At 55.6% G+C, this 19,711-nt stretch carries 13 protein-coding genes; 9 read left to right on the forward strand and 4 right to left on the reverse strand.

Annotated elements, in window-relative coordinates; genetic code table 11:
* The first annotated feature begins 1 nt into the window (after position 1).
* Genes ACP59X_RS02560 through chrA form a run of 3 tightly spaced genes read left to right on the forward strand, consistent with a single transcriptional unit; the run spans position 2 to position 2,225 of the window.
* Positions 2-553 carry an HDIG domain-containing metalloprotein gene (locus tag ACP59X_RS02560; RefSeq protein WP_428564625.1) on the forward strand — a complete coding sequence of 184 codons (552 nt, stop codon included), beginning with the start codon at positions 2-4 and terminating at the stop codon, positions 551-553.
* A gap of 58 nt (positions 554-611) precedes the next feature.
* On the forward strand, positions 612-917 hold the full coding sequence (locus tag ACP59X_RS02565; protein WP_428564628.1) for a rhodanese-like domain-containing protein: 306 nt from the start codon (positions 612-614) through the stop codon (positions 915-917).
* 15 nt (positions 918-932) lie between these two features.
* Positions 933-2,225 (forward strand): chromate efflux transporter, encoded by a 1,293-nt coding sequence (chrA, locus tag ACP59X_RS02570; RefSeq protein ID WP_428564630.1) that lies wholly within the window; start codon positions 933-935, stop codon positions 2,223-2,225.
* Between the two features lie 496 nt (positions 2,226-2,721).
* Here the strand turns inward: chrA and ACP59X_RS02575 are convergent, their stop codons facing one another.
* Positions 2,722-3,399, reverse strand: a complete 678-nt coding sequence (locus ACP59X_RS02575) for a recombinase family protein (RefSeq protein ID WP_428564633.1) — start codon at positions 3,397-3,399, stop codon at positions 2,722-2,724.
* An 872-nt stretch (positions 3,400-4,271) separates the two neighbouring features.
* Between ACP59X_RS02575 and ACP59X_RS02580 the strand changes: the two genes are divergently transcribed.
* The gene (locus tag ACP59X_RS02580) at positions 4,272-5,369 is read left to right on the forward strand and encodes a transposase (RefSeq protein WP_428559722.1); all 1,098 of its coding nucleotides are present in this window, start codon (positions 4,272-4,274) and stop codon (positions 5,367-5,369) included.
* A 117-nt stretch (positions 5,370-5,486) separates the two neighbouring features.
* Here the strand turns inward: ACP59X_RS02580 and ACP59X_RS02585 are convergent, their stop codons facing one another.
* On the reverse strand, positions 5,487-6,695 hold the full coding sequence (locus ACP59X_RS02585; protein WP_428558936.1) for an IS256 family transposase: 1,209 nt from the start codon (positions 6,693-6,695) through the stop codon (positions 5,487-5,489).
* 493 nt (positions 6,696-7,188) lie between these two features.
* On the opposite strand from ACP59X_RS02585, the gene ACP59X_RS02590 reads away from it, so the two are divergent.
* The gene (locus tag ACP59X_RS02590) at positions 7,189-8,631 is read left to right on the forward strand and encodes an ATP-binding protein (protein WP_428564636.1); all 1,443 of its coding nucleotides are present in this window, start codon (positions 7,189-7,191) and stop codon (positions 8,629-8,631) included.
* Positions 8,632-9,098: 467 nt separating this feature from the next.
* On the opposite strand, the gene ACP59X_RS02595 is transcribed toward ACP59X_RS02590, so the two are convergent.
* Entirely contained in the window at positions 9,099-9,299 is a 201-nt protein-coding gene (locus ACP59X_RS02595) for a hypothetical protein (protein WP_428564639.1), read from the reverse strand.
* Between the two features lie 577 nt (positions 9,300-9,876).
* Here ACP59X_RS02595 and ltrA point away from each other — a divergent pair.
* Complete coding sequence (gene ltrA, locus ACP59X_RS02600; RefSeq protein WP_428558878.1) at positions 9,877-11,232, forward strand: group II intron reverse transcriptase/maturase; 1,356 nt, start codon at positions 9,877-9,879, stop codon at positions 11,230-11,232.
* Here ltrA and ACP59X_RS02605 read toward each other — a convergent pair.
* Complete coding sequence (locus ACP59X_RS02605; RefSeq protein ID WP_428564642.1) at positions 11,204-14,215, reverse strand: RCC1 domain-containing protein; 3,012 nt, start codon at positions 14,213-14,215, stop codon at positions 11,204-11,206. The genes ltrA and ACP59X_RS02605 overlap by 29 nt on opposite strands.
* A gap of 1,906 nt (positions 14,216-16,121) precedes the next feature.
* Between ACP59X_RS02605 and ACP59X_RS02610 the strand changes: the two genes are divergently transcribed.
* The 3 genes from ACP59X_RS02610 (at position 16,122) to ACP59X_RS02620 (ending at position 19,575) form a co-directional block, all read left to right on the forward strand.
* Complete coding sequence (locus tag ACP59X_RS02610) at positions 16,122-16,382, forward strand: hypothetical protein (RefSeq protein ID WP_428564645.1); 261 nt, start codon at positions 16,122-16,124, stop codon at positions 16,380-16,382.
* A gap of 563 nt (positions 16,383-16,945) precedes the next feature.
* Positions 16,946-19,021, forward strand: coding sequence for a nitrogenase component I subunit alpha (locus ACP59X_RS02615; RefSeq protein WP_428564648.1), 2,076 nt, complete (start codon positions 16,946-16,948; stop codon positions 19,019-19,021).
* 149 nt (positions 19,022-19,170) lie between these two features.
* Entirely contained in the window at positions 19,171-19,575 is a 405-nt protein-coding gene (locus ACP59X_RS02620; RefSeq protein WP_428564651.1) for a NifB/NifX family molybdenum-iron cluster-binding protein, read from the forward strand.
* Positions 19,576-19,711: the final 136 nt, after the last annotated feature.

Genomic DNA, 19,711 nt, shown 5'->3' on the forward strand with positions numbered 1-19,711 from the left:
GATGCATCCTTTGATTGACGAGGCTGACGTTGCCCTGCTCCGTTCGCAGGGGATGGTTGAAAAGGATGTCTCGCATAGTGTGGCCGTAGCCGAACTGGCTCTCGACATCGCGGCGCGTTTGTCTGTGCCCCTTGACCTGACGCTGGTGGCACGTGGGGCGTTGTTGCATGACCTGGGCAAGGTGAAAGCCAGCGGCATGGAGCACGGACGTGCCGGCGCGGAGATCGGACCGACACTTGGCCTACCCGCCGAGCTGTGCTCGATCATGGAAAAACATATCTGGGGGGGGCTGAGCCTGGAGGAAGCCCGCGAGTTCGGTCTGCCGCAGAAGGATTATACTCTTGGCAAGCTTGAAGAGCGTATCATCGCCTATGCCGACAAGCTGGTGGACATCATAACCAAAGTTGGCGCGCATCGTCAGGACCGCCGTTACGCTGAAGAACACTTCGAGCAAATTCTCAAAGCAAACGCTGAGTTCGGCAAAAGCGAACTTACGATGCGGCGCTATTGCAGCTATCACCGGGAAATTCAGGGCCTCATGCGTGCTGGATAACCGTTCGGAACTTGAGTTCCTCTCTCATGTACCGGCAATAACGAAAACGGGAGAAGTCATGGACAAGACCATTTCGCCTGCGCAGCTTCGTTCCAGAATCGAATCCGGGGAAGGCATCGCTCTGCTCGATCTCCGAAAGCAGGTTGATTTCGATGCTGATCCGGTGCTCATCCCTGGGGCCGTGAAGCTTGATCCTTCCAAAGTCGCCGAGTGGGAGGACATGGTCTCGGGCAAGACGAATACGGTCATTTATTGCGCCAGGGGAGGGTCCATCAGCCAATCCATACAACAGCATTTCGAGCAGAAGGGCCTCTGCGTTCCCTACCTCGAGGGGGGATTCGATGCCTGGAAGAATCTCGGATAAATACAAGGATTTCCAATGCAAGAAAATGGCACGTCACCAAGTGTCCCCTTAAAGCAGGCCTCCGCCTACTGGTTCAAACTTGGGTTCATCAACTTCGGCGGCCCTGCCGGGCAGATTGCCATGATGCACAAGGACATCGTGGAAAGCCGCAAGTGGATGAACGAGAGCATGTTCCTGCGCGCCCTCAACTTCTGCATGTTGCTGCCCGGCCCGGAGGCGCACCAGCTGGCGGTGTACGTCGGCTGGCGGCTCAATGGCTATCCCGGCGGCTTCATCGCCGGGATGTGCTTCCTGCTGCCCTCGATCGTTCTGATGCTCGTCCTGGCCTGGCTGGCCGCCGCTAAGGGGCAGGTTCCCGCCGTTTCCGGGATTTTCCACGGCATCTCCGCTGCCGTCGTTGCCATCGTGGTCGAGGCGCTCTTCCGCCTGTCGAAGAAGTCTCTGAAGCACGGCGCGCTGTATATCTTCGCGGGAGCCGCGTTCATCCTGGGTCAGTTTTTCCATGTTCCGTTCCCGGTCATCGTGCTGCTGTCCGGCGTTGCCGGAACACTGCTGGCTAAAACTCGACCTGAGATATTCTGCCATCGGACCGCCGGGAGCAAGGAATGCGTCATGGAGGAGCCTTCGCCCGCGCGGGAGCTGCCCTCCTTGAAACATGTCGTCAAGGTCGTCGGCCTTTTCGCGGCCCTTTGGGGCGTGGTGGTGCTGCCTGTACTCGCCTGGCGGGGGCTGGGCGACGCCTTGTCCGAAGTGTCCCTCTTTTTCACCAAGGCGGCTTTCGTCACCTTCGGCGGTGCCTACGCCGTGCTGGCCTACATCGCCGACAACGCCGTCGGCCTGGGCTGGCTCGCGGAGAAGGACATGCTCCTGGGGCTCGGGCTGGCCGAGACCACGCCCGGCCCGCTGATCATGGTGACGCAATTCGTCGGCTTCTTCGCCGCCTGGAACAACCCCGGTTCGCTTGCGCCGTTGCAGGCGGGTGTGTTGGGGGGCCTGCTCACCACGTTCGCCACCTTCCTGCCGAGCTTCATGTTCATCTTTGCGGGGGCTCCTTACATCGAGGCCATCACGTCAAACAAGAAATTCGCCGCTGCCTTGACGGGCATTTCGGCGGCCGTCGTCGGTGTGGTGCTCAAACTCGGTGTTTTTTTCGCTTGGCACACGTTTTTTCCACCTTCCGGGTTCGATGTCTTTGCCGTGGTCATCGCCCTTGGTGCCTTGGTGGCCCTGGTGCGATGGAAGCTGTCCATGCACGCCCTGGTCGGCTTAAGCGGTGTGGCGGGCCTTATATGGCAATTGGTCCAATAACTAAGTGGGGGCGACCGTGTATCTTCTTCTCCACGAGGTGCTACGAAAAGGTCGAGCCCACCGCGAATTGGGCAAGGACGCGGTTTATGCCTCCCTGTAGGACTGCTATTCAGTTGCCGACGATAGCTGTTCGGATTACACAAGACTTTAATTGCATTTGGTTAAGTGGCGTTCGCCTGTGTTCACGGTATTCCTGCTTGCTTGGTGCGCCAAACCCTCTTTGGCCCGTCAGAACGATCCATACAAGCGTTTTTGGCGGGGCAACCATGGCAAGGGGTGGCGTAAGCGCGGGTGAGGCCTGAAACGATCCATTTGGAATGCGGCCGTTTTGTTCAGAAAAAAAATGTAGTCGGTTGGCTTCGCGAGGATGGGTACCCCCCTATGTGAAGATAAAAGCAGGGGGGGGGCTGGCCGAGGCACTGTCAGGCCGCCTCAGTTTGGCTTTGATCCCCTGACAATTGGGACGCCGGTTTCGGTGCCGGGCCTCGGCTCTTGTCTATCGCTTCTGGTTGCGGCGCATGGCTGCCGCCACGTTTCCTCCTGTCCAGTGTTTACCCGCCAAGGTCAATATGCCCTCCTTGTTCAAGACTCCCGCGATGTCGGGGAACGACAAGGGCTTCATGTCCCGGCGCTTACGCCTCAGTTGCTTGATGCGGGCCAAGACCGCCTTGCCGTGGTCGGTTTCATAGTAGCCCTTGCGACCGTCGCACTTGCCTGTCTTCGCCTTCACCCGTTCACGCGCGGCCCGCAGCTTCGAGACCAACATGCTCTTGTCGTATTCAGCGAGAGCGCCGAACACCTGCCGGACGAACTTGCGGGTGGGGTCTTCGCTTAACAGATTGGGGCCTTCGGTCGCGGAGATGAGGTTGAAGCCATGCTTCTGGAAGTCACGGATCACGGCTTCCTGGACCATGAGGTCACGGGCCAGTCGGTCCAACTTCTCGACGATGACCGTCTTGACGCCGTGGCCGTTCTCTTCCAAGTCTACCATGAGTTCGGCAAGGGCGGGGCGGGTGTCGCTTGTGCCACTGACGCCTTCCTCACGGTAGATGCGGACCACTTCCAGGCGATGGGCACGGGCGTAGTCGGCAATCGCCTTTGCCTGCCGGGCCAGCCCGTCCCCCTGGACTTGGCCGGGGCTGCTGACGCGGACATAGCCAAAAACGCGCTCCATGTGGGCCTCCTTTTTCCCTCGGGATAGCCCACAAGTAAAGGATCATCTATATTCTGTCAAGACAAAACCCAGAGGTTTTGTCGCCGCTTAGTCGTTTAAATCTGTTTCCTTATGGGCGAGTTCCACGTCATCCAGGGTGAGCGCTTGATCTTCGGCCGTTACACAGATGAACGGTGAGGGTCGAAAGCATCGCGGTCGTGTCCTGGACGTCTTCAACAAGCGGCTGGCGCGTTTAGCAACCGCCTAGCAGGACGTTAGCCCAGGCATTGCGCTGATATCATTGGCCATTAGCAAGAATAGCAGGTTTAGCAGGGGTGGGCATGGTGACAGGCACAGTCGAGGCGGGCAGGATGAAAATGGCTGAAGGGGCGGAAACGGTTTGGAAACGGTTCTGGTGGCGTAGGTTGCGTTTGACGCAGTTCTTTGCCCATATTTCCGGCATGTTAAGCGAATACCTCGGGGCCTTTCACGCCGGTAACAGGGGTTCAAATCCCCTTGGGGACGCCAAAGAAAATCAAGGGCTTACAGCTAAAACGGCTGTAGGCCCTTTTTCTTACCCAACACTATTCCCAACACAGATGGGTAAAATGTTGGGTTCGCCCCTCTTCCGTCACCACCACCACCGCATCCGATTTTCACACACGGCGAGCAAGCCGTCGTCCAGGCCCGCGCCACGAGTTGACGATATTCCGCCAACCGGCATCCGGCCACCACGCCCACGGTCCCGGCCCCTTTTCAGGTGAGGGTTTTGCAAAAAACGGTTTTGCTAAATAATCCTGCAAAACCGTATGGATAGGAGTAGAACGGAAGCTGGTTATGTGGTAGTTTGAGTTCACCACAAACCTAAACTAAAACCACACGAGCCAGCTTCCATGAGACTCCTATCACGCATCCTCGGTGCCATACAAGGTTCTTTGATTCCATGTTTAGAAGAAAAGTTTGGTTCTTTGACAGATAAGCAGAAAAGACTCGTTGAGATTATTGAGTTGGTTCGCATAGAAGATCATATTTCGGATTTGCCTCGATTCGGAAGAGGTAGGCCATCATATAGTCGCGCAGCTATTGCCAGAGCGTTTATTGCGAAAGCTGTTTTAAATTTTCCTAACACAAGGGCTCTCGTTGAAGCGTTGCAATTGATGCCAAGTCTTAGACGGATTTGCGGTTTTGAAGAACACAAAACTATTCCGCATGAATCTGTATTTAGTCGTGCATTTTCAGAATTCTCTTTAAAAGGTTTGCCTCAAAATGCCCATGAAAGACTTGTCAGGCTACATTGTAGCGAACGATTGATTGGGCATATTAGTCGTGATTCGACAGAAATTAACGCCAGAGAAAAACCAACTAAAAAAATGAATCCGCCCAAACCCAAAAAACGCCGCCGCAGGGGGCGGCCGATTAATAGCAAGACAAAGCCAAAGACAAAGAAGCTACTTGAGCGACAGATAGAAATGACTAGCGACGAAGCCAGAATGACTCTTCCTATGGCATGTGATATCGGTGCTAAATCTAGCAGTAAGGGGCATTTTCGTCGATGGATTGGATATAAATTACATATTGATTCGGCGGATGGTCAAATTCCTATCAGTTGTATACTTACTTCTGCTTCACTACACGATAGTCAGGCAGCCATACCGTTGGCAAAAATGTCCGCTGAACGAGTAACAAGTCTCTATGACTTGATGGATTCAGCGTACGATTCCAAAACAATTCGCGACTTTAGTCGTTCATTGGGGCACGTTCCGATTATTGATTTTAACAAAAGACGCAATGGAATAAAAAAAGAAATGGAGCCAGCAACTAGCATTCGATACAGAGAAAGAACTAATTCTGAACGTGTTAACAGCCGTCTTAAAGATGATTTTGGCGGAAGAAGTCTTATGGTTCGCGGTGGACCTAAGGTCTTTGCTCATCTTATGTTTGGCATCCTTGCGTTGACAGCAGATCAATTGATTCGTTTGTTGACAGTATAGCAACAATATGATTTTGATACTCATAAATCAGGATATTCGTTTCTGAATTATGTGCAAAATAGAAGGTCACGTCCGTCAACGTGGTGTAAATTCTGGTGTGCTTGAGGTGGCCCTCGGTCAGGCTGCTCTTGGTGGAATTTGGGCTGGCTGCGCCTCGTTTGGTTGGGTGTTGAGTTCGGCCATGGCCTCGACCTGCATGTAGCGGCTTTGCAGCTGCCACTCGTCGTTTTGCTCCAGTAAGATGGCCCCGATGAGCCGGATGATGGACTGTTCGTTGGGGAAGATGCCGACTACGTCCGCCCGCCGCTTCACTTCTTTATTGAGCCTTTCCAGCGGATTGGTGCTGTGCAGCTTGACCCGATGCTGCGCCGGGAAGGTCATGTAGGCCAGCACGTCGTGCTCGGTTTCGTCCATGAAGCTGGCGAGCCGTGGCCATTTTCCACGAAGCTGATCGGCGACATGCCGCCAGGTCTGGCTGGCGTTGGCCGCATCCGGCTGTAAAAAGGCCTGGCGCAGGGCGGCCGAGACCATGGCGTGCTGGGACTTGGGAACCCGGGCCAAGGCGTTTCGCATCCAGTGGACCCGGCAGCGTTGCCACGTGGCCCCGAACGTCTTGGCCATGGCGGCCTTGAGGCCTTCATGGGCGTCGGAGACGACAAGCCTCACGCCGCCAAGTCCCCGACGAAGAAGGCTTTTGAGGAAAAAAGACCAGAACGGCTCGGCCTCGCTGGGGCCGATGTGCAGTCCCACGATTTCTCTGCGGCCTTCGGTGTTCGCCGCCACGGCGATTATGGCGGCGACGCTGACCACCCGGCCGCCTTCGCGCTGCTTGAGGTAGGTTGCGTCCAGCCACAAATAGGGCCATTCGCCGGTCAGCGGCCGAGAAAGAAAGGCATGGACCCGTTCATCAATGTCCTTGCACAGCTTGGACACCTGGGACTTGGAGATGCCGGAAAGGCCCATGGCCTGGACCAGATCATCCACGCGCCGCGTGGAGATGCCGCCGATCCAGGCTTCCTGGATGACGGCCACCAAGGCGCGTTCGCTGGTCTTGCGTGGCTCCAGGAAGGGCGGAAAGTAGCTGCCCTGGCGCAGCTTGGGGATGCGCAGTTGCAAGGAGCCGATGCGGGTATCAAGGCTGCGGTCACGGTAGCCGTTGCGGTAGCTGACTCGCTCGGGGCTTCGCTCGTGGCGGCTGGCCCCGATGAGGCCGTCCACATCGGCTTCCATGAGAAGCTGCAGGACGGCTTCCGCCAGGGAGCGGAGAAAATCGCCGCCGTCGGCCTTTTGCATCAGCTCGATTAATGCCATGCTGTCCTCGGCCATCGTGGTCTCCTTTGGTTGCAGGTGCGGCGTCGTAACTTCACCTTACAGCCAATTGACCCGATGGCCACCTCGCCCATTCCGTCCGGGCCGGAGGCTCTCCCCCGGCCTGGACGACTTCAGAATTTACACCACCTCCGTGGACGCTACCCGGCGACTTCGGAGTTACCGCCCGCTCGCGTGAAGGAATCCGTGGCAACCACCCTGGCAACTTAGCCGGGATGTCCGCCCCCTCGCGCGCGTGAAGGAAACACCGCGCACAAAACCGCGCACAACCGAACACACGTCACCGAAAGCCCCGCCCTTCCTATCTTCCAGGGGCATGAACTTGAGCGATTTGATTTGCGCGGGCGCACCTCGTGCTAGACTAGGCAAAGGCCCCCAGGCTCCGCTAACAGTTCTAGAAAATTGGACGTTCCCAACCGTTATTGGCCAAAAATAGGGTAATTGTCAAAGTATACTTGCATTAAATGGAGTCATTAGGTAGTTTCTTGCCATGGAAATCCCAAAAGAAGAACTTATTGGTGTTTTGTCCCAGTTCAATCCCTGGTGGAGGGGTGAGGCGATCGCGGACTTGCCTCGATGGAGGAGGGCTGCCTTTCGTGATCTTTATGAATGGATTACTATCCCGCCAGCCCCTAGAGCGTTGATGCTTTCTGGTGCTCGCCAAGTGGGGAAAACGACTCTTCTGCAACAAGCAATAGAGAAATTGCTTACAGAAGGTGTTTCACCTGCAAATATTCTATATGCAACCTTTGACCACCCGTTTCTAAAACTCGCTGGTGTTGATGCTGTGATAAACGCTTGGCGTGAACGTGAGCCAAAGATAGGCGGCATGGAGTATATTTTTCTTGACGAGGTGCAATTTATTAAAGATTGGGGGACATGGGTAAAGATACAGGTAGATTTTAACAAACAACGTCGAATAATTTTTACCGGGTCTGCAATGCCGCTGTCAAAAGATAGCCAAGAATCTGGCGTTGGCCGTTGGCATGCAATCAAGCTTACCACGTTATCATTCTATGAATATTTACAAATAAAGAAGCTTGAATTGCCTCCAATCCCTCCCGTTAACTCATTGACCGCATTGTTTGGATGGGATTCAAAGTTGTTTTATTCGTGTAGAGAACTAGCTTCGGCTTATATTGGACATTTTCATGAATACCTTCTTCGCGGTGGATTCCCGCAAACCTCGCTTGTGGAAAGCCTTACCCAGGCCCAACGACTTTTACGCGAAGACATTATTGATAAAGTGTTAAAGCGTGACATGACTGCAATGTTTGGCGTGAGACGTGTCGTAGAGCTTGAGCATACTTTTTTATATTTGTGCATGCATGATGGTGGCTTGCTCGACATGACAAATCTTTGTGCAAATCTGTCAGTGACAAGGCAAACTGCTCAAAACTATATTGAACACCTTGAGGCAGCGCATTTGATATACAAACTGCCCCCGTATGGTTATGGGAAGGATGTCCTTAGAGGAAAGTTTAAGATATATCTTGCTGATGCAGCAATTGTTCCAGCGGTAATGTTAAAAGGGAAAACTGTTTTAGAAGATGCAACTGCACTTGGTTCTCTGACTGAAACTGCGGTTTTCAAACATTTATTTGCCAGGTATTACACGCAAAATGTAAAATTTTCTTACTGGAGAGACAAAAAAAATAATGAGGTTGACTTAGTTGCTGAAGTCGCAGGCGATATGATTCCATTTGAGGTGAAATATAGGGCGCAACATACGGATTTGAAAGACTTGAAGGGTCTTGTTAATTTAATTGATTCAAAAAAACTGTCTCGCGGGTATGTCGTGACAAAGTCCCTTGATGACTTTGGTGCCATGAATTATCCCAATAGCGAGAAAAAGATTATCATGAAAATTCCGGCCCCACTCCTTTGCTATTGGATGGGACTAAGCGAATTGGGTAGCTTCGCGTCGGATTGACAACACAGTGGCCACTAATAGCCTAGTTCAAAGATTACACCCCCAATACTCGCGTTCACTTCCACTCCATGAATTCAGCCCAATATGGCCCACACCTAAACTAGAGTTTTCCCTACCTCTCATGGGGTGCGCTTTTTCCGCTTCGGGTTGCGGCCATTTTCGGCGGCCCTGACCTTGCCCTCGGGCGTCGTCGGCCCGGTGGACAAACCACCATGGAGCGGGGCAGCGCGCGCTTGTGTAGAGGTCTTTTCGCTTGCACGGTGTCCCGGCCCTGGTCTTGGCTCCGCAGGTCAGGCCCCGCAGTTCATCCGGGAAAGGCGGGAACACGGGCGGCGGGTACTGGTAATCCCGGGCACGCCATTCAGCCGCCACCTTCTCGTGCTCGGCAAAGTGATCTCGCCACAGCTTCCGCAGTCGGCGGCGCTCGGTTTTGCCAATGTCGTCCATGGGGTTTTCGCTGGTCGTGCTCATCCATCCTGCCGTGCGTCCAGTTCCTCGGGCCAGGGCCGCGCCTGATGCCCATAGGACCGCGCCCGCCGGTTCAACAGCTTCCAAGCCTCCCGGGCGTCGATCTTGTTGCCCACCATGGGCAGGAAGCCGTTGTCCGCTTGCCGGTTGATGTAGCTGGGATAGCAACCCCACCACGCGGCGAACTCGCGCCGGGACATAAGCAGCTTTGCAGTATTCCGGTGCGCCAGGCCAAGCCTGGAGAAGGAGGATGTAAGGAATGCTGAAACCTTCTTTGAAACCCTACGGGTACCCAAGCCCGTCCGGCCAAGTGTGCTGACAGCCGGAACCGAGTGTTGCGCGGACTGGAGCAATCCAGGACGTGAAGCGTACACAGGGAGTTTGTAGGCCTTGCTATTGAGCCCCGAAATTGCGTTCCCGCGGGAGCTGACGACTTCAGAATATCGGAAGGCACCATCTGGGGGCAAGACAGCATCGCTCTCAGGTCCCGCCGGGGTCGAAGAACAAGGCATGCGGACAGGGGGTTTCCCAGGAACCTGGGAGACCCTGTCGTCTCCGCTTGAGAATACGGAAGGGAAGAGCCGGTAATTTCTTCCAGGCCTATCCCGGGTTCGTCTGCTCGGGAACAGGAGCGAAAATCCAGACGACAAGCGGTATCCGAAGGCGAAGGAAACGAAGTCTGAGGAGATGGACGGCAGGGAGTCGGAACGCCTCATAGTACCGATGAATCAGGGGAACCCACCCGGGGACCCAGAGGAGGGAAGGAGGCGTCTGTTCATGGAACTTCTGGAGGGAAAGATGCATGGGAAATCGAGCCCGGAAAGCGTCTCAACGAAACTGCAGAAGGTAGCGGATCTGGCCAAGCAAGCGCCGGAAATGGTGTTCACGACGTTGGCCCACCATATCGACCTCGTCTTTCTGAAGGAAGCATTCCACCTCACCAGGAAGGACGCGGCGTCAGGCGTGGATCAACAGACAGCAGCGGAGTACGAGGAACAGCTGGATAGGAACCTGACGTCGCTTTTGGATCGTTTCAAGAGCGGAACGTACAAGGCCCCTCCGGTCAAGCGGGCGTATATCCCCAAGACAAACGGGGCGGCCCGTCCGATCGGCATCCCGACCATCGAGGACAAGGTACTGCAACGCGCGGTAACCATGGTTCTGGGAGCGGTCTACGAGCAAGATTTCCTCTCTTGCTCATACGGTTTCCGTCCCGGCCGGTCCTGTCACCAGGCGTTGGAGACGCTGTGGCGTGGCATCATGGGCATAGGTGGCGGGTACGTCTACGAAGTGGACATCCGCAAGTTCTTCGACACGTTGGATCATGGACATCTTCGGAGCTTTCTTGACCTGCGGGTGCGCGATGGTGTGATACGACGGGTCATTGATAAGTGGCTTAAGGCTGGAGTTCTCGAAGCAGGCCAGCTTGTGTATCCAGACGCCGGCACGCCACAAGGAGGAGTGATCTCGCCCCTTCTGGCGAACATCTACCTTCATGAAGTCCTGGACAAATGGTTTGAGCACGTCGTCAGACCGCGTATGCGAGGTGAGGCGTTCCTCATCCGCTACGCTGATGACTTTGTCATGGTCTTCAGCAACGAGATGGATGCCCGGAAGGTCGAGGAGGTGCTGCCGAAGCGACTTGGTCGGTTCGGTCTCGCCGTTCACCCAGAGAAGACTCGCTTGGTGCGATTCCTGCCGCCTTGTGGCGGATCAGGAGGTACTGGACACCAAGGGTTCAGCTTCGACCTGTTGGGTTTTACCCACTACTGGGGCAAGTCGCTCAAGGGAAATTGGGTTGTCAAGCGCAGGACGGCAAAAGATCGTCTTGCCAGGGCCTTGAAATCGGTAGGGGAGTGGTGTCGATTCAATCGGCATAGTGATATCGCCGATCAGTACCGGACTCTCATACTCAAAATCAAAGGTCATTGCCAATACTATGGGATAACCGGTAACTCCCGCAGGCTTAACGCCTTCCGTGATGGAGTGCAGAAGCTGTGGTGGAAGTGGTTGAACCGGCGATCGCAAAGAAACAACATGAGCTGGCAAAACTTCAACCTCATGAAGAAGACTTATCCATTACCAATTCCCGTAGCAATGCATTCTATCTGCCATCGTGTAGCAAGACCATGAACAGAGGAGCCGGATGCCTTAAAGGGGCACGTCCGGATCTGTGGGGGGCGGGGGAAGGAAACTTCCCTCGTCTATCCCCTTCGACAAATTGATAGCTCCAGTAATCGTTCAAGGCTTTTACGACAGTTCCCTGAATGGAGGTAATCTGCATGAAAGGTTCAGGCCAGCCTGGGGACGTTAGGCCTGGGGAGACGAAATCCACCTTCGGATAGGTGCGTGTCCCGTCTTGCACAGTCCACGTGCCCGTAGTTTCCAATTGCTGCCACTGTCCGGCCTCGTTGGCGTAGGCCACGGTAACGGTATGCTGGCCATCGGCAAGGCCATAGATCAACAAGGCGTCGCTGACGGGATGTGCCGCACTCCAACTTTCCCCGTCGACTCGGTACTTGTAGGTGGCCACCTCCGCCCCCCCGATGGTCAGGGAGACGCTGCTTTGGCTTGTAGGGGAGGTGGGCAGACCGGTGATGGTCACACCCGGGGACAACGTGGCAAGACGAATCTGGTTTGAGTATTCGCCGTATTGATAATTGACGTAGGCCCGAATCCGATAGTCGTGGGTTGTGCCGGGAGCCATGCCGGACAGGGTCCGCGGTGAGCCGGAAAGGGAGGTGGCATTGAAGGTAGGGTCGGAATTGCTTTTGAACGAATAGGAGGTGGCTCCGGGAATAGTACTCCAGTTGGCAGTGTACCCGGATGTGGAGATGGCGGTCGGTGGAAGGGCGTCGGGGACAGGGAGGCGCAGGCTGAGATATGACCCGGGGCCGCCTGGAACAATGCTCTGGACCGGGGTGTTCATGGAGCCAGCGCAGCAGTTGGACCCGAGTTGTCCAGAAGAATTGGTTCCGCAGGCCCAGACGGAGCCATCGCTTTTCAAGGCCACGGAATTGGTTCCCGCAGCAGCAGCCTGGACATCCGTCAAAGAACTAACCAATACCGGAATCTGGCGATACACAAAGGTTCCATCGCCGAGTTGCCCCCATTGATTTGAACCCCAGGACCACAGCGTGCCGTCTCCTTTCACGGCCAGTGAGTGGGATACCCCTCCAGACACCGACACGACATTCGTCAGTCCGCTCACCTGGACAGGGGCGGGGCGATTGGTTGTGGTCCCGTCGCCAAGCTTGCCGTTGCTGTTTTCGCCCCACGCCCACACCGTGCCGTCGTTTTTCAAGGCCAGGGAATGATTTTCCCCGGCGGCTATTTTACGTATATTCTCTATTCCATTGACCTTGACTGGGGTGATTTGTTTCGTAGTCGTTCCGTCTCCGAGTTGTCCGTTGCTGTTTGCGCCCCACGCCCACACCGTACCGTCGTTTTTTAAGGCCAGAGAGTGGGCGCTCCCTGCGGCTATGGCGACTATGTTGTCCAGTCCCGTCACCTGGACAGGGGTGAGTTGACGTGTTGTCGTCCCGTTGCCAAGCTGTCCGGAACCGTTTGACCCCCACGCCCATACCGTGCCGTCGTTTTTCAAAGCCAATGCGTGACTGCCGGCAAAAGGCGCTGCGCATACTTCGACAATATTAGTCAGATTGACGGTTTTGACAGGCTGCGCTCGGTTTGTTGTGGTGCCATCACCGAGTTGCCCATTGCTGTTGTCGCCCCACGCCCACACCGTGCCAACGTTGCTTATCGCCAGGGAAAATCCCCATCCGCCTGCCGCCACGGCAGAGGAGCTGCCAAGATTATTCACGGGATTTGCTGCATTACTGTAATTGTCATATACAGGAGAATAACCAAGCGCGAAATTTGAATTGTCGCCCCAGGCTAGGACTGTTCCGTCACTTCGCAAGGAGAGTGAATGATGAAATCCGCTTGACAGAGCGTTGCTGCTGGCAAAAAATTTGCCAATGCCGCCACGTCCCAGTACTTCCACAGGCGTATGCCGCTCCACTGTCGACCCATCGCCGAGCTGTCCCGTGTCATTGCTCCCCCAAGCCAAGCAGGCGCCGCCGGACTTCAAGACGACAGAGTGTTGCAGGCCGGCAGAAATATTTGTTGCGCCGGTCAATCCTGGCACCAGTGTGGGGACGGATCGAAAATTCGTGGTCCCATCGCCGAGTTGTCCTCTGTCGTTTAAGCCCCACGTCCAGACGGTGCCGTTGCCATTGAGGGCAACGGTATGATCATGGCCGGCGGTTATGGCAATGATGTTGGCAAGTCCATTTACAAGGACAGGAGTATAACTTGCTGTTTGGTTTCCAGTGCCGAGTTGTCCGGTAGTATTGTATCCCCATGCCCAGACTGTACCATCGCTCCGCAGTGCGATTGAATAAAATTTACCCGCAGCAAGAGTCGTTATGCCGGTCAGTCCGGGGATCTGGATAGGTGTGGGCCGCTCGGTCACGGTTCCGTCGCCAAGTTGGCCATGCGTGTTGTCCCCCCACGCCCATACCGTGCCGTCGTTTTTTACGGCGAGAGAGTGTTGACATCCAGCGGCAAGGGCAACCACCCCGGTCAGTCCGGAGACCTGGATTGGGGTTAATCGATCAGTCCGTGTCCCGTCGCCGAGCTGGCCATTGCTGTTTTCGCCCCATGACCAAACCGTTCCATCGTTTTTCAGGGCGAGGGAGTGGCGTTGTCCCGCGGCCACGGACACCACGCCGGTTAGCCCCGGAACGAGGATCGGATTTTTTCTCATGGCTCGCGTCACATCATTGATGCCGAGTTGCCCGCCGGCATTCCCTCCCCACGCCCACACCGTGCCGTCGCCACGCAGGGCCAAGGTGTGGGTGTCGCCCGCAGAAATATCGGTGACACCGGCCAGCCAGATTGTCTGGACGGGGGCAAGGCGGGTGGTGGTGGTGCCGTCGCCGAGTTGACCCTCGCTATTCTCCCCCGATGTCCAGACCGTGCCGTCATTCTTCAATAAGACCGTATGACCCACGCCTGCTTCGACTTTGGGGGTTGCGGCATATGCGGTAGACCACGCAGCCAAGTTTGCAAGGAGGAATAACATCGCTTGCAGCGTGCGGGACACCTTCATAATCGCCTCTCTTCTGTCCTGTGGAAAAGGGCACGCACCGTTGAGCCTTTCCGGTGAACGGCTACGGTTGCGTCCGTTTTTCTATCGATCTGTTCGGCTGGAGACAGTCGGGAAAATTACTTTTTTGCCTGTGAATCTGTTTCTATGCATTCTGTAACGAAACACTCGGTGATGCGAAATGCCTTGTCAGAATCTATAGCAATTGAAATACTCTGGCGAACTTGTGAAGAGAGAGTTACGAGTTGTCGGCGTAGCAGTACTCATGCTGAAAACGCTTCCTGTGTAGCTTGCCCTTAATATGTCTTTGTATAGTATCAATAGTGTCTTGTTTGTCAAGATAAGCTAGCTGCTGTCAAATATATTGCTAGGCAATCAATAAGCGTTCTGCGGCATGTGAGTTTTGTCAGTTATGCCTATGCCGCGCCATCGTTATATCATCGAAGGTATTTTTTGTAGGGCCTGTTTGTAATTGCGTTCGCCAGAGTGTGGTGAAAGTGGATTGCGCCACGCTGAAGGATTTTTTGCATAAAACCCTGCTGCGTGAATATTCAACCCCGAAATGTCATCGGCGGAAAGCAGACGGTGCTCATCGTTATAATTCCTTATAATGTCGACAGGGTGGAAAATTTTCTTCGTATTACTTGCCGTTGTATTCTGTTGCATCCGGTTTGCTGAGCGGGTTTTTGTGTAGTTCAATAAAAAAATCAAGAATTTTGTTATTGTAAAACTTTGTAATTCTCGTTATGTTGTCGGCATAGCCGGAATTTATTCATTACTATATTTGTCGTCTTCTTTGAAAAGCAGCATTCCAGCCGTATATGAATGGAATTCCTGTGTAAATAATGTTGAATTGTTGAAAAATTTCTGAAAGTTGGCTGCGGTATTCCCGTATGAATTTTTATTAAAATGATCTGTCCTATTACAGAAAGATACATTTATATTTTGTCTGGCGCAATTGCTCTTTGCCTTTTGGCATTGCCTCGCATAGTTTCCGATTTAAGACTATGTTTAATCTATTGCAGTATCAAAATCAACAAAAAAAGCAAATCATTCGCATAACGTAATTCTGTAAATATTGCAATTTGATAGATCATTGCAAAATGCAAATTTTGTTCATTCTCGGATAGCGGCGTCGGTATGTAGGGTGGGGCGGAACTGATTGTTGCGGTGTAGCAACCTGTGATCAGGCTCGAAACCGCGTGCGGTCACGGAGTCCGTCGGGTTTGCAAGCTCCTGGAGAAGTACGGTGAACAAGCCATGGGAAACGCGCTGCTTCGCAAGAAGATCGCTTGGCGGGAGCAAGGCAGGCCTTTGGCCCGGGGACTGACCTTGCGGCACGATCATGGCAGCCGGTTCCTTGCCGATGCTTTTCAAAACATGCGCTTGCCTTTCTCGGCATCAAGGACTCGGCGTCCTCCGTGCGCGAACCTCGGGGCGACGGCAGTCCCGAACGCGTTGTCCGCATTCTCGCGGAACGTCTTCTTGGGGTGCGAAACTTCCGAACCGTCAAGAAGCGCTGCCGCTCTCCATGTGTCCCCCGCCATCGGAGATTTTCGAGCCTTCGTGAGCTTGTCCTGGGGCTCCTTCCGTTGACCATGTCTGGGGGCGGGGCGGCAATTTGTTGCAGCGTCATGCAATGCACTGAAATAACGCGTTGCGATCGATAATTCTTGAAATCGCGCGGCATGGTCAGTTCAAACAACAAGTTCGGATTTATTTTGTGATTTGTTCAGTGTTTCTTTTGCATGAAGTCAATAATGCAACATATTGTTGAATTTTACGCGACTTCTTGGCGATCGAGGGATAGATTGTGCATAACAAGTTGGCTTGTAGGTGATGGAGTTCACTTAATAGGCAATATCTCATTTTGTAACAGGTATAGCGTATACTGAATCGCACCTACGCGATGTTGTATGACCGCAACTCCATTCTCCGCTCGATGATCAAGGACGTGGGCGAGGCGGCCTTGGGAGACGAGATGACCGGCTTCCTCGGCTACGACCGCTATCAAACAGTCGCCAGCGATGCCGGCAATCGGCGCAGGGGCGGGCAGCACCCTTGGCCGGCGCCCGGGGCCGGGGACCGGCCGCCAACCGTCCTGACCGATGCCCCACCACGCCACCGGCCGGTTCGCGATGCCCATGGCTTCGCCACGAAATCGGCGTGATACGGGAAGTGTTCGCGGGAGAACACTCCGGCGTCGCAAAGGAACACATCCCTGGTCCGCCCTGGGCATTTCATCATAACAGGTCGATATAACGAATTATTATCAGAAAACGTCTGCCGCCCCCCGGCCATGGGGAGGCCGGAGCCTCCCTCGCCCCCTGCCTGCGAGCCCTCCCTGCCGTTCCTCCGTGAACACCTGCCCCCGCCCGACGCCTGCCTTTGGGTGGCGCCATGCGCACACCCCGCGCCAGAAAGCCGATTAGGAAAATTGCTATTTTTACATGATTTTTTACGCAACGCCGCGTCCCAGTGCGTGTTGCAAGCCGCTCCCGCCGGTTGGCCGACGAGGTAATGGCACGCATTTGGCTCTTGTTCCGGCGAATCCAAAAACAATTTTTCGTACAGGGGAGGAGACGATTCAAAACCTGCACCGCGGGAGACGCAGTGCCCGCCCCCGACAGGACAAGCCCAGCCTCCGTGGGTTCCATTGGGGACAAGACAAGTGAAAACCGGTCTTCGGCCTCAGTTTAAGATGCAGCAACCAGCGCATTGGAGGGGGAAAGCATGCTCGACATCGCTGTCATGAAGGAAGAGGTCGCCAAGATATTGAACCACTACAAGGGCAAGACCTACAAAAGCAGAAAAGGTCACGTCCTGGTCGTAGATTCCAGCGAAGCGCCCCAGGAGATCGTCGCGGACTGCCGGACGGTCCCCGGCATCATCACGGAACGCGGCTGCTGCTACGCCGGCTGCAAGGGCGTGGTCGTCGGGCCGCTCAAGGACACGGTGGCCCTGACCCACGGCCCCATCGGCTGCGGCTATTACAGCTGGCTGACGCGCCGCAACAAGGCCCGCAAAAACGAGGGGGACAACTACAACTTCCTCACCTACTACTTTTCGACGGACATGCAGGAGACCGATGTCGTCTTCGGCGGCGAGAAGAAGCTGCGCCAGGCCATCACCGAGATCGTGGACATCTTCGACCCCCCGAGCATCATGATCTGTTCGACCTGCTCGGTCGGCCTTATCGGCGACGACATCCAGGCCGTGGCCCGCTGGTCCACCGAACAGTTCGGCATCCAGACCATCGCCTACAGCTGCGAGGGCTACAAGGGTGTCAGCCAGTCGTCCGGACACCACATCGCAAACAATGGCCTGTTTAAAAACGTTATCGGCACGGGCAAGGAACCCTCCGTCAAGAAACAGTACCCCATCAACATCCGCGGCGAATACAACATTGGCGGCGACGGCTGGGAAATCGAACGCATGCTCAAGAGCCTGGGCTACAACATCCTGTCGATCATGTCCGGCGACGGTTCCGTCGAACGGTTGCGCAACGCCCACTTCGCCGACCTCAACCTGGTCCAGTGTCACCGCTCCACGAACGACAACGCCGAACTGTTGCGCGAGACCTACGGCACCGACTGGATCAAGGTGAACTTTCTCGGCGTCAACGCCACCATCAAGGCCTTGCGCGACATGGCCCTGTATTTCGGCGACCCGGAACTCATCACCAGGACCGAGGAGTTCATCTACAAGGAACTGGAGGAAATCGAGCCCGAGATCGAGAAGTACAAGGCCGTGTGCCAGGGCAAGACCGTGGCGCTTTTCGTCGGCGGCTCCCGGGCCAACCACTTCCAGGGCCTTTTTGACGAAATCGGCATGGAAACCGTCCTGGCCGGCTTCGAGTTCGCCCACCGGGACGACTACGAAGGCCGGGAGGTCATCCCCTTCATCAAGGAAAACGCCGACAACAAGAATATCGAGAACATCACCGGCCAGCCGGACGAAAAGATGTACCGGATCATGCTGTCCAAGGAAAAGTTCGAGGCGCTCTGCCACGAGATGGAGCTCAACTCCTTCAAGGGCATGATCAAGATCATGACCGACGGCAGCATCGTGGTGGACGACATCAACCACTACGGGATGGAGGCGTTCATGAAGATCCTCAAGCCCGACCTGTTCGGCTCCGGCATCAAGGAGAAATACGTCATCCACAAGATGGGGACGCTGTCCAAGCAGATCCACTCCTATGATTACAGCGGTCCCTTTGCCGGGTTCAAGGGTGCGGTCGTCTTTGCCCACGACGTCGCCATGGGGCTGACCACCCCGGTGACGGGCAGGGAGATCCCGGCCGAACTCAAGGAGGAGCGCGGCCAGATCATCGACATCATGGCCGACCTGCACCAGCACTACTTCGGCAAGCGGGTGGCCCTGTTCGGCGATCCGGACATCCTTATCGGCCTGACGCGCTTCCTGCTCGAACTGGGCATGATCCCGGCCTTCGTCCTGACCGGGACCCCGTCCAACGATTTTGAAAAAAAGGTCAATGCCCTTCTCCAAAAGGCCGGCGTCGCCGGCAAGGCCAAGGCGGCCGGCGACCTCTTCGCCCTGCACCAGTGGATCAAAAACGAGCCCGTGGACCTGCTGCTCGGCAACACCTACGGCAAATACATCGCCCGGGCCGAGGACATCCCCTTTGTCCGGGTCGGCTTCCCCATCATGGACCGGGGCGTGCATTCCTACCAGCCCATCGTGGGCTACCGGGGGCTCATGCGCCTGCTGGAGCTGATGGGCAACGCCCTGCTGGAACGCCAGGAACGCGACGCCCTGGACGAGGACATCGAACTGATCATGTAGGCACGGCGGCGTCCCGCTTCCCGGCAGGCGGGCCGCCGCGCGCGCCTGCCGGCCCCGCCGGCGCGGCCAGGGCAGCGCGGCCGCGCGGTGCGCTCCGGGCCGGTGTGCCAACACACGCCCGACCTTTCACGCTGCCAAAGGAGATTTTCATGCAAGTCGTCGTCGCGACGGAAGACAAGCGGATGCTCAACGGGCACTTCGCCCTGGCCCGGTATTTCCTGTTCTACGACATCACCGCCCAAGGCTGCGCGCTGGTGCGGGAGGTCGCGTTCACGCCCAAGGACGACGGCGCCGTCTCGAAGGTCAGCGGCAAGCGGCCGTTTTGCATCGACGAGCGGATCGAAGCCATCCGGGGGGCCGACCTCCTTTTTATCTCCGGCATCGGCGGCCCCATCGCGGACAAGGTCCTCGCGGCCAAGGTCTACCCCATCGAGATGAACGCCCCGGAGTCCATCGAAACCTCGCTCGAGAAGTTGCAGGCGCTCATGAAAGGCAAGCAGCCGCTGTGGCTCCAGAGGGTGCTCAAGCGGGACTTCCTGTTCGAAGGCAACTGATCGTCACGAACGGATCGCAGCCCCGTCGCCCTTGGAGGATGCCCATGGAAGGACCGGCCGAGTCCCTTTTCGACGTCAAGGACATTCTGGAAGAACGCAAATCGCATATCATGATCAAGTCGTCCGGCTGCTGCGG

Source organism: Solidesulfovibrio sp. DCME, from assembly GCF_049995385.1.
Classification (GTDB): domain Bacteria; phylum Desulfobacterota; class Desulfovibrionia; order Desulfovibrionales; family Desulfovibrionaceae; genus Solidesulfovibrio.

Excerpts from the sequence above, each read along its gene's own strand:
- ltrA (WP_428558878.1), top strand. The coding sequence starts at position 9,877 with ATGGAACTTCTGGAGGGAAAGATGCATGGGAAATCGAGCCCGGAAAGC.
- ACP59X_RS02575 (WP_428564633.1), bottom strand. The coding sequence starts at position 3,399 with ATGGAGCGCGTTTTTGGCTATGTCCGCGTCAGCAGCCCCGGCCAAGTC.
- ACP59X_RS02615 (WP_428564648.1), top strand. The coding sequence starts at position 16,946 with ATGCTCGACATCGCTGTCATGAAGGAAGAGGTCGCCAAGATATTGAAC.
- ACP59X_RS02585 (WP_428558936.1), bottom strand. The coding sequence starts at position 6,695 with ATGGCCGAGGACAGCATGGCATTAATCGAGCTGATGCAAAAGGCCGAC.
- ACP59X_RS02610 (WP_428564645.1), top strand. The coding sequence starts at position 16,122 with ATGTTGTATGACCGCAACTCCATTCTCCGCTCGATGATCAAGGACGTG.
- ACP59X_RS02590 (WP_428564636.1), top strand. The coding sequence starts at position 7,189 with ATGGAAATCCCAAAAGAAGAACTTATTGGTGTTTTGTCCCAGTTCAAT.
- ACP59X_RS02580 (WP_428559722.1), top strand. The coding sequence starts at position 4,272 with ATGAGACTCCTATCACGCATCCTCGGTGCCATACAAGGTTCTTTGATT.
- ACP59X_RS02560 (WP_428564625.1), top strand. The coding sequence starts at position 2 with ATGCATCCTTTGATTGACGAGGCTGACGTTGCCCTGCTCCGTTCGCAG.
- ACP59X_RS02605 (WP_428564642.1), bottom strand. The coding sequence starts at position 14,215 with ATGAAGGTGTCCCGCACGCTGCAAGCGATGTTATTCCTCCTTGCAAAC.
- ACP59X_RS02620 (WP_428564651.1), top strand. The coding sequence starts at position 19,171 with ATGCAAGTCGTCGTCGCGACGGAAGACAAGCGGATGCTCAACGGGCAC.
- chrA (WP_428564630.1), top strand. The coding sequence starts at position 933 with ATGCAAGAAAATGGCACGTCACCAAGTGTCCCCTTAAAGCAGGCCTCC.
- ACP59X_RS02595 (WP_428564639.1), bottom strand. The coding sequence starts at position 9,299 with ATGTCCCGGCGCGAGTTCGCCGCGTGGTGGGGTTGCTATCCCAGCTAC.
- ACP59X_RS02565 (WP_428564628.1), top strand. The coding sequence starts at position 612 with ATGGACAAGACCATTTCGCCTGCGCAGCTTCGTTCCAGAATCGAATCC.